The organism is Winogradskyella flava, from assembly GCF_014243395.1.
Lineage (GTDB): Bacteria > Bacteroidota > Bacteroidia > Flavobacteriales > Flavobacteriaceae > Winogradskyella > Winogradskyella flava.
In genome coordinates this window covers 1,454,937-1,466,341 of record NZ_JACLCP010000001.1, presented here as the reverse complement: position 1 = coordinate 1,466,341, position 11,405 = coordinate 1,454,937, and the positions used below count along the sequence as shown (strand labels likewise).

General features: G+C 35.0%; 7 protein-coding genes. All 7 read right to left on the bottom strand.

Annotated features, from left to right (window positions below; genetic code table 11):
* Positions 1-33: 33 nt before the first annotated feature.
* Positions 34-1,467 carry a sulfatase family protein gene (locus H7F21_RS06335; RefSeq protein WP_343067515.1) on the bottom strand — a complete coding sequence of 478 codons (1,434 nt, stop codon included), beginning with the start codon at positions 1,465-1,467 and terminating at the stop codon, positions 34-36.
* An 11-nt stretch (positions 1,468-1,478) separates the two neighbouring features.
* Positions 1,479-2,906, bottom strand: a complete 1,428-nt coding sequence (locus tag H7F21_RS06330; protein ID WP_246431424.1) for a sulfatase — start codon at positions 2,904-2,906, stop codon at positions 1,479-1,481.
* A gap of 13 nt (positions 2,907-2,919) precedes the next feature.
* Positions 2,920-4,380 carry a sulfatase family protein gene (locus H7F21_RS06325; protein ID WP_185788354.1) on the bottom strand — a complete coding sequence of 487 codons (1,461 nt, stop codon included), beginning with the start codon at positions 4,378-4,380 and terminating at the stop codon, positions 2,920-2,922.
* A gap of 30 nt (positions 4,381-4,410) precedes the next feature.
* The gene (locus tag H7F21_RS06320; RefSeq protein ID WP_185788353.1) at positions 4,411-6,960 is read right to left on the bottom strand and encodes a T9SS type A sorting domain-containing protein; all 2,550 of its coding nucleotides are present in this window, start codon (positions 6,958-6,960) and stop codon (positions 4,411-4,413) included.
* Between the two features lie 160 nt (positions 6,961-7,120).
* Positions 7,121-8,605: a sulfatase gene (locus H7F21_RS06315; protein WP_185788352.1), complete on the bottom strand. Its 1,485-nt coding sequence runs from the start codon at positions 8,603-8,605 to the stop codon at positions 7,121-7,123.
* A gap of 12 nt (positions 8,606-8,617) precedes the next feature.
* Complete coding sequence (locus tag H7F21_RS06310; RefSeq protein WP_185788351.1) at positions 8,618-9,958, bottom strand: sulfatase-like hydrolase/transferase; 1,341 nt, start codon at positions 9,956-9,958, stop codon at positions 8,618-8,620.
* Between the two features lie 25 nt (positions 9,959-9,983).
* On the bottom strand, positions 9,984-11,399 hold the full coding sequence (locus tag H7F21_RS06305) for a BNR-4 repeat-containing protein (RefSeq protein WP_185788350.1): 1,416 nt from the start codon (positions 11,397-11,399) through the stop codon (positions 9,984-9,986).
* Positions 11,400-11,405 lie beyond the last annotated feature (6 nt).

Genomic DNA, 11,405 nt, shown 5'->3' with positions numbered 1-11,405 from the left:
TGACATCATTTTCACAACCTCGTTTAGCCCTAGTTACTTAAACCATTCCGTATGGTATATTTGCCGTAACCTTTCTAAATCATCTTTAAATTCTGCGTCATTAGTAAAGTGTGTGGTTTCAAAAGGATCTTGCTTTAAGTTTAATAACTGTTCTTCAATGCCATCAACATCATAGCGTGTATACTTCAAACCGTATTTATCAACTACCATTTTACCTATTTCGCTTTCCACACCAAGCGTTTCTCTCCATGATACTTCTTTACCTTCAAAAAGTGGTCTTAGGCTTTTACCTCGAGCATCAGAAACCCCTTCTATGTTTGCGTAATCACATGCCGTTGGAAGTAAATCCAGTCCGTTTGAGATTAAATCCATCTCGTTAACCTGACCTTTTGGAATATGACCTTTCCACATCGCCATAAATGGAACGTTTGCAGATTCTTCATATAAGGTCGATTTATGCTCCATACGATGACTTGCACTCATATCACCATGGTCACTTGAAAAAATTATAAGCGTATTCTCCTCTTGTCCGCTGTTCTTTATGGCATCTAATAGCACTTGCACTTCTTTATCCATAACCTCGGTTAGGCGATGGTAAGCATACCTGTGATGTTTCCAATCGTTTTCTGTAAAATGTTCTCTGGCATTTTTACGAAACGGCCTGTTATTAATTAAGCTTTTAACCGCTTTTGGCTCATCGGTTTGAGGTTCGAAATTTTTGGGCAATGGCGGACAATAGTTTGAATAAAATTCTTCTTCGCTAACGCCTTCTGGAATTTTCATGGCTTCACCTAATGCTGCCAATTCAACTTTTGCACGTTTTAAGAGAACTGCATCATTTTTACTAGTCGCCTTTTCTCGTAAAGCCATGTAGCAAATGTCATGTGGGTTTATTAATGACACTACCATGAAATATGGATTTTCATGCTTTTCTTTAATGATATCTGCCGCTTTGTTTACCAGTTCACCTCTTTCGTCATCACTAAATTTATTAAATCCAAGTGCGGCTGGTGTTAAGGATTCTGGTAAATGTTCTTTACCACCAAAATACAGTTCGTAATTAGCTTTTTTCAAGTAATAAGCAATGGTTGTATTTTGCACTTCTTGAGAAACTGTTGGGATTTTCATTGATCCTCTATTTTCTCGAATCTCGTTGCCTTTATCATCTTTGAAATAACCTGGAAAGCGACCTGTCATTAAACTCACTCTTGCCGGTGAACACACAGGATTGGTAGTATAGGCTCTTGTAAAACAAATACCGTTATTTGCGATATAATCTAATGCTGGTGTTTTTAAATAGGTATTACCAGCATTACTCATCATATTAGCGCTCATTTGGTCTACATATACATATATGATATTCGGTCGTGTTTCTTTTTTAGTAGTAATCTTCTTTTCTTCGTTTTTACAACTAATTAAGGCTAAGAAAAGGATTAGAAGACCTATATAATTTGATACACTTTTCACTATTCAACCTTTTATTTTAAAAAATCTTTTCCCCATTTTACTCGCAACTCTTTAGCAAGTTCATTTACGGTTTCTTGATACTCCGGTTTTTCAGCCAAATTGTCGAGTTCTAATGGGTCGGTCTTATGATCAAACAACATTCGCGCATAGGCTATTCCATCGTCTTTAGTCCATTCGGTATAAAATAAGTTGCCTTTAATCAAGGTTACAGCATCCTTGAATTTACTGACTGCCCAGTCTTTTTCTGGTGTTTCTCCATTTAGAATTGGCGCAAAGCTATGTCCTTCAATATTTTTTGGCACATCTAAACCAGCAAGTTCCACTAAACTTGGATAGATATCCACATATTCAGTTATGGCATTTGTTTTTTGTCCTTTGGTTTTACCTGGTACCTTTAAGATTAAAGGTGTTTTTAAAGCGGTCTCGAATGTGGAATGTTTAGACCATAATTTATGGTCTCCTAAATTCCAGCCATGGTCTCCCCATAAAACAACTATGGTATCATCTTCTAACTCTAAGCGTTTTAATTCGCCTAACACCAAACCAATTTGTGCATCTATATAACTGACACAAGCATAATAACCGTGAATCAATTCTTTAGCTAAATCTTTTGGAAGATCTCCTTTTTTAGGGATATTACCATAATTGCGTAACTCACCAAAATTGTGAAAGGCTTGCTTAGGTGTACTTTTGGGCTGTACATAACTTTCTGGCAATTCAATTTTTGCCCTATCGTATAAATCCCAATATTTTTTTGGCGCATTAAATGGTAAGTGCGGTTTCATAAAACCTAAAGCTAAAAAGAAAGGCTCGTTCTTGTTTTTCAGCATTTTTAAATCTGCTATTCCTTTTTGGGCTATTTTGCCATCAAAATAGGCCGTATCATCAACATCTGCCATTTCAAATGCAGCAGCTCCTGCAACAGCTAAATTTGCATCGCCATTATCAATTCTATTTTTTTCCAATTGATAGTTGCGAATATTTCCTTTTGGGAACCAAATATTATCCCAAGCTAAACTGTCATCATTTCTTTTATGATATATCTTTCCGTTAGAAATCGTAGTATATCCATTTTGCTTGAAAAAATTAGGCAATGAAACTGCCTGAGGTGCATCTTTATCTGCCCTTGTACTGTAATTTATAAAACGATGTCTTGTCGGACGCAAACCTGTAAGCAAACTCGCCCTTGAAGCACCGCATACAGGAATATTACAATAGGCGCGATCAAATACTAAACTTTCATCTGCCAATTTATCTAGATTTGGCGATTTGATATGATTAACACCATAAAGATTAAGTTCAGGCCTTAAATCATCTACAGCAATAAACAAGATATTCATTGGTTTTTGGTCTTGTTTCTCAACGGTTTTCTCTTTTTCATTTTTGCATGACATGAAAAGGATTACTAAACCAAATATGTACCTGAAGAATTTATTCATTTTATGATGTTTTTTACCAATGTTCAATTACAATATAATCGTCTTTTTTCAAGGTGTCTTTTAAGGAATCGGGAATTTTGCGTCTAGGTGTGTCTTGGTCTAGTTTAAACCCTTTTTTTCCCTTAGGTGTTATGATAGGCATATTTCCCACGGAATCATCTAAAATATCTCCTTGGGCTTTCATCCAAACAAATAAATCTTGTTTCATTTGTTCTTTAACAGCTTGTAGTTCTGGATTTTGAGCTAAATTTTTTTCCTCAAATGGGTCATTCTCCACATCATATAATTCCTCAAACGGTTCGTTTTTAAATTTCTCCGCACCACGTTTTATAAAGAAATCCACATTTGGCTTTCCTGTTAAATTTTTATCAACCACTTCAATTGAATTAAAGTTTCTGATGTATTTAAATCGCTTATCTCGAATCATGCGAGATGGGAAAATTTCAGAATTTAAAATGTTTTGATTGGTTCTTACACCATAAACATAAGTGTTGATTTCATCATCTTTCCCTTTAAGCAAAGGCAACATACTTTTACCATCCATATCTTGGGTTGTCTTACCACCTGCAACCTCTAAAAAAGTTGGTAAGACATCCGTATAATGAATTAATTGATTTGACGTTGAACCTGCTTTTATAACTTCTGGCCAACGCGCCACAAATGGTACTCTTAAACCAATATCTTTTACGGTAAACTTACCTGAAACACCGTGATCCGCACTGTATATAAACAGTGTGTTTTTATCTAAATGGGTGTCGACAAATTTTAAAACGTTTTCTAGCTGCGTATTGTCTTCCGCGATGCTTCGATAGTAGCCTGCCCTACTTTTAACATAAGCTTTATCGCTTTTTTTATGAGCATTAAACGGATAAAACTTAAGGTCTTCAGCATTTAGATTTTTGACGTCAAAATATTTTCCGTGCGGATATTTAGATGTAATGAACATGCAAAACGGTTTTTTAGCCGTTTTGAAATAATTTTCAATACTATCCAATGGAATGTATTCTCTTGGTACGTTTTCTTTTGGCACTGGTTCCCATTCCTTGTCCCATTGATATACGCTATTTGGCTTTACATGACTTTTTCCAGCTAAAACGACTTCATAACCTAAACTTTTCATGTGTTCTGTCACACTTTTAATGTCCGGTTTTGTAGCCGTATGATTTGCAAAACAACCATTTTTAAGCGGATATTGTCCTGTGAAAATTTGAGATCGACTAGGCGCGCAAATCGCTTGTGCAGTAAATGCATTTGTAAAGCGCATGCCTTCTTCTGCCAATAGATCTACAGCAGAAGTATTTACTTTTTCGTTACCATAACAACCATAATCGTAAACATCTTGATCATCTGCTAGATAGAAGATGATATTTGGTTTTTGATCATCATTATTTTTTTTTTGTGTAGATGATGTATTGCAACTTAAAAAAAGAATTGCTAAAAAAACAAACATTGAAATCTTTGAAAAGATCTTCATACTAACGAATCTTCTAATGGTCAAACGCTCTTAGTTATACAGTACTTTTTTGTAAGAATTATTTAATTTCAGAATATACATTCCATGTGAAAAATTAGAGATATCTATTGTCTTTTCTTTTCCAGACAGAACTTTAACTCCAGTTAGGCTATACACTTCCCAATGCGCTGTTGTATTACTTTTTATTGTAAATACGCCATTAGAACTTGGATTAGGGAAGATAGTAAAAGCATTGTCTAAATTATTTTCATCTACAGACAACCCATCTTGCACAAATGTGGCTGCTATATCTAAATCTGATGTTACGATTATTGTTAATGGGTTTTCAGTACTCACAATATCACCAGACCAACCTTGAAACTCCCAACCTGCATCAGGATAAGTATTAAACGTAACTTCATTACCTGTAAAAACTGTTCCGCCAGAAGGAGAAACTACACCAAAGCCTTCAATAATATTAGTAGTTATGGAATGCTCTTCAATTCCAACTTTTAGCATTAACTCCATACTATCAATTTCTACAGTACCTCCCAAACTTGACAAATTTGCAACCTCAACATTAAAAGAATCAATGGTTCCATTCCAATCTGCATCTACACTTAAATCTATAATGTAGGTATTAAAGGAAGTTTCATTAATTCCTGGACGAATACGACGCTGATGTTTCACACCATCTATATACCAAACAAACCAAAACTTATCGCTATCAGTTTCATTTTTAAGCACAATTTTAAACCTATCAAAATTATCAACGTTAAATGAAGTATCATAAATAAGGTTTGGATAATTACCCGTAATAGACATATTAATAATACCCCCAGCTATGGTAGAAGCCATTTGGGATGTGGCAAATTGCTGAAAATCTTCGTTTGTTGTCCATATATATTGTGGTGTATTTAATACCGTTACTAAATTAGAATTAGTCCTAAATTCGATTTTTTCAAAAGCAAAAGAGGCAATTTCAGTATCTAAACTAATAATAGAACCAGGTTCACCATCAGTTCGTGCAGTAGTGACTATACTTTCCCAATCACTATACTGGTGTGGGTTTGGATTTTCATAAGCTTCATATGCAGCTAAACCGGCTTCAGTTAAAATTCTTTCTGGATCACCTTTATCATCAAATCCACTCATTACATAGCCTAGTCCAGAATTTTCTTCTAAGAAATTCTGAAGTTTATTATTGGTTTTATCATAAGAAATACTTCTATAATACAAGGTTGTACCTTCTGGTAATTCGGACGTAAAAGACACATTTACGGCTTCATTATCTATATAGTTTAAAGCATTGTTATTATAATTATATACTAAAACATCATATTCTGTAGCGCCATCATTTTTTGCGAAAATAGCATCAACATCATTTGTTGAAGTTTCTGGTGTACCAGAAATATCTGTTGTATAATGCACTTTACCATTCATAGAATTTAAAATACTAATGCCTGGAGGATCTTGTGAACCTGTTCTATTTCCCCATCTATATACTAAATCTAGGCCATTGCCTTTGTTTTCATAAAAAATATTAGAAAAATATAATTCTACAATTTCTGCATGCGATGTTTCTGCATTAATAAACCCATTGCCATCAGCACCATTCATTGTGGTTACTGTTGCATACTCCATTAAATCAATGGTTGCATTGGCGTTCCATTCTGGATGATTTATTAAATCTGCAAATAGTTTATTATACTTAATACTCATATTACGTAAATTGCCATTACCTAAAACGACGTAATCTGATACTCCCCAAAAATCATATTGCACATTATTATCAAAACAATATTCTATTAAATCCTCAGCAAAAGACGCAAAAGGCTCTCCTTTGTAATTTAGCACAGTGCCATTTTGATAGAGAAAATCTGGAGCTCTTGTATGTAAACCAATAATTGCATCTGGTAAAACTGACCTTACTGCATTTTCTGTATTTTCAAAATGTTCTATAAAATCTTGTTTGGTACCATACCAATGGTTTGGTGTTTCGATTTCAGAACCAACTCTAAAACGCCAAGACAACACCATTTCTTCTCCATAGTTTGCAACTAACTCGGTCATCAATGCTACTATATAATCATGGTATGCCACTTGATCTGCAGGAGGTAAAGAATTACCGTAAATAGATATTTGTTCGTTCTCTCGAAAATTAACATAATCTATAGTCCCTTCTGGTATAAACGTATAGCCGTGTTGAAACGCCCAAGGCGGTTGATCTAAGACAATTTGATGTATTTCTGTTTGAGAATTAATAATATTATCTAACCTTGCTATCAGTGGCTCAAATCTATAAACGTATTGATTATTAATAGAATCATATAAACAGGTATCAAAATCTAAATCTTTCATTCGTACTCCATTTACAATTTTATTGATTCCGCCAATCATTCTAACGGTATTCATTTTAAGTCCTGGACGTACATTTGAACCATTTTGGGGACTAATTCTATTAGCTATAGACCAAATATTATGTAAAGGTGCGCGCTCATTAACTTCATCTGTAAAATCTGTTGATAAAGTTACTTGTGCGCTTAAGTTGTAAAAACTAAAAACACATAATACTAGAACAAGTTTTTTTAGAGAAAACATCTGCTATGTTTTTAAATTAAAAAAATCACTAGAAAATCTGACGTAAGATAATTATATTAATTACGCTAACTATCCTGCTCTGTTTCCAAAAACGATTCATTATCATTTTAGAAGAAATATATAAGAGTTCCCTATCAGCTCCAATGATATCCACTGATTTTTATTCAGTTCCATTAACTCGCATTTTTTGCTCTACAAAATAAGGCTGAAATGTATAATTGGATTCCGAATCCCATTTTGAATTCACTTTAGGCAATAGCGCTTTTAACTCTTTAATTTTTTGCGCGTATATAGGGTTATCTGCTTCATTATTCCATTCATTAGGGTCTGTACTGTGGTCGTAAAATTCTTGAGCTCCATCTTCGTATTGAATATACCTAAACCCATCTTTTTTAATGGCGTGATTGTTCATCCCAAAGGTTGTAATGGCATAACTATTATTCAAGCCTTCATTTTTTTTCATCATACCCACTAAACTTACACCTTCATTTTTAGAATAGGCTGGCAATCCACTTAATTCCAAAAGTGTTGGATAAATGGAAAGCATTTCTACTGGTGTTTCTATTTTTTTCCCTTTAGGTAAATTAGGACCTGCAAATAGTAATGGTGCTTTAGTAGCAGTTTCCCAAAGCGCATGTTTTGCAAAAGTGCCTTTTTCACCCAAACGATAACCATGGTCTGACCATAATACAATCATTGTATTATCTGCATATTTACTGCTTTCTAAAGCATCTAGAACTCGACCTAGCTCATAATCTACATAACTCATACAGGCTAAATAGGCTTGTATAATTTTTTTCCATTCTCCGCTTTCTTTTGCCCATTCTGTTGATGGCATCATTGGTAAATCATTAATTTGCATTCCTACAGGCGGAATATCATTTAAATCGTCTGCCAAATATGGCGGTGTTTCTATACTTTCCAAAGGATGCATATCAAACCATTTTTGAGGCACATACAATGGCACATGAACACGAAGAAATCCAAGTCCCATAAAAAATGGTTTATCGTATGTTCTGTTTAACCGCTCCACAACCCAATTTACAGATTGATGGTCTGGCATTAAGGAATCGTTCTCAGGAAAAGCACCCCAATCAGTGTTTGTTCTTCCATGAATGCCTTTAATACCTTTACCTCTACCGTCCCAAACAAAACGCTTTTTAGGATGTGGTCCGAAACCTTTTACGCGTCCTCCAGATTCATTAAACATACTATCTGGTGCATGTACATGAAATAATTTACCAATACCCATCGTATGATAGCCATTTTGCTCAAAATACTCTGGAAGAAATGTAATGTCTTTTGTGGCTGGGCTTCCTGCTCTTCGGATTTTATTATCTGGTGTCATACCATAAATTCCTGTGGTAGATGGACGCAAACCTGTCATTATAGAGGCTCGTGATGGGCCACACAATGGCGCCTGAACATGTGCGTTAGTGAACGTCACTCCCATAGCTGCCAACCTATCGAAATTTGGTGTTTTAGCATTTGAAAAATTAGCAATTGGACTAATCCAGTTGTTTAAGTCATCAACAGAAATAAACAAGATATTAGGTTTAGAAACGTCTTCTTTAGGCTCTGCGACTTTTTCATTTTTACATGAAAACATCAGTAGTATCAAAAATATGAAGCGTATGTTTTTCATAATTACCAATTACTATTCTGTTCTAAATGCTTCAATTTTCTTGTTCAGTTTTTCGACCAATTCAGGATTACTGCTCGCAATATTTTGTTTCTCAAAAGGGTCTTCATCAATATTAAATAATTGTATTTTTTCCTTTGGCTTTCTAACCACATCTGGCACAATCAATTTATAAGGTGGCGCAATTGCTATAGTGTAAAACAAACTAGACTCTATAGTCGTAAAATCGTGTGCATAGATTTCTCCAAAAATCTCTTCTCTATTATTAAGCGCTTCTTCATCTAAAACATTGATGCCTGGTAAGTTTTTAGGTTTATCAATATTCAAAATATCTAGAACTGTTGGCACCATATCAATACTACTTACAACGGTTGTCGTATCCATCTTTGGCTTAATTTCTCCTGCCCATTTATACATAATTGGTGTGCGCATTCCCAAGTCGTAAGGCGAGCGTTTGGATATTTCATTATACTTGCTATCATTTAAATTTTGCACCCAACCATTATCACACACATAAACAAAAAGGGTGTTTTCGGTCAACCCTTTTTCTTCAATAATATCAAATAATTCGCCACAAGTTTGATCAAACCATTCGCACATTGCCCAATACTTTGCAACATATTCAGTAGGTGCTTTTGGAAGATATTTATCTAGCAAACGTTTTGGTGGCGTATGTGGTGAATGCGGTAAAAAAGGTGCATACCATAAAAAGAATGGCTTTTTTTCTTTAATGGCTAAATCGACATAACTTGTTAAAGTATCCATGCCTTTTCGTCCAATTTCTAGTCCATAATCACCATGACGACCTCCACGATTTGGGTCCCCATGGGTCATACCATAATCAAATCCACCAACTTTATGATTACCATGCCACCATTTACCTGTTTGAAACGATAAATAACCCTTACTTTTTAATATATCTGGTAGTGTAGTTAATTTCTCAAAATGAGGAATCATGTGCTTATAGGCCTCAGTTCTATTCTTTCTCTTAACAGCTTTATCTTTAGTCCTTTCATAAACCACATCGTTTCCAAGGATGCCATGGTCTTTTGGATACATTCCTGTGATTATGGTTGCTAAGGATGGTGAACACAAAGATGTTGGCACATAACCTCTGGTGAATGTTAGACTTTCTGAAGCAAATTTATCTAGCCTTGGTGTTTCAATATTTTCATCTCCCATAAAACTGTAATCGGTCCATGATTGGTCATCTGAAAGGATGAATACAATGTTAGGCAATTGCGACTCTTCAGCCTCTTTTTCGTCTTTAGCTATTTTGTTTTTTGTCTCATTTCCGCAAGACAATATTAAACTTAACATCAATAGGGTAAAACCTGTATATTTATATCTTTTCATTTTAACTATTCATTTTTGATTCGCTTTAATTATTTAATACTTCAGCCTCTTTTTTAGTCCTCTTAATAGGCCCATTATCTCCTAACAGATACATATTTCTAAAATATGAACCTTCTTCTTTTTCTCCAACAATCAGTCTAGCATCAGGATGTGGATTATCAATTAGTGAAGATATCACAAATCCTGAGTTCTTTCGACTTAAAAGGACTGGTCCTTTATTAAAGATTTTACCAGCATCAAAACTGTCCCATCGACTGATTTCACCGACATCATTGTTGGTCTGACTTTCTAAATATAGGCTTACTTCTGTGACTGATTTTACGTCGAAAATACCATCCCCTTTTGGAAGATTAGATGTATCGCTTTTTAACCAGACTTGTCCATCCCATCTAAAATGCTGTATGCGTTTTGGACCACTTCTGTTGGCACCTACGTCTGGACCAACCAAAACTCCCACATGTGGATTACCATTTGGGTCTACGTCTGTTATCGCCTGAAACGTCCAATCATCAGCGATAATAGTCACTAAGGCTTTTTCATCTGCCAATTCCTTGGTTAAAGGCATTGCTAAAGGTTCGTTTTTTACGTTTTTCCATTGATTGGTTTTGGTATCAAAAACCATGTAATAAAGGTTATGCCGTTCTGGAATATGCCCACGTTCATCCTGAGTGTTATTTCTATCCCTACAAATATGATAATCAAATGCCACAATAATATCGTCTCCATTACCTTTGCTCACCCAAGGATACCAAGAATCTTCAGCCAATATATCTGTTCTGCGTTTGTGTTTTAAAAATGAAATAGGATCACCAAAAGTGACACCATTATCGGTAGATTTTTGATACACCCAATTACTTCTATGTGCTCCGTGACGATAAAATAAATACATATCGCCATTGTCCATTTTTACAAACTGACTGTAGGTACCAAATACCGAAATATTATCCAATGTTTCCCAAGAAGAAATATCTAATGGTTTTTTGGAAACGGCATGTAAATTTTTTCCGTAATGATGATTTCCTAAAGGATTATCACCATCTTCAGCTGTCCCACCATGACCTCCAAAAGCAATATGAATATAATCAGCATCATCAATAAGAATGGCTGGTTTGCCATGATTGTCTATTTGCTTTTTGCGGTTTGGGTCTTTACCCATTTCGCTAATTCCCGCTTTAAATGGGCCTTTCCATTCTTTTGTAGTATGATTATAAGACGCTACATAAGGGTCTTCTAAAGTACCTTGGTAAGCCACATAAGTAATGCCTTTGTGGTACACACCAGCTGGATGTTGCACAATTGCCACCGCATTTCCAAAACCATTATCGGCAAAATAGTCCGCCATTTGATTTTCTTCTGAGGTTGCCTTGGCATCTTTGGTTTTTGATGCACATCCTAAAAAACAAAAACAAATCAAAAGTGTTTTAAAAACGTGTTTATTCATTACCAT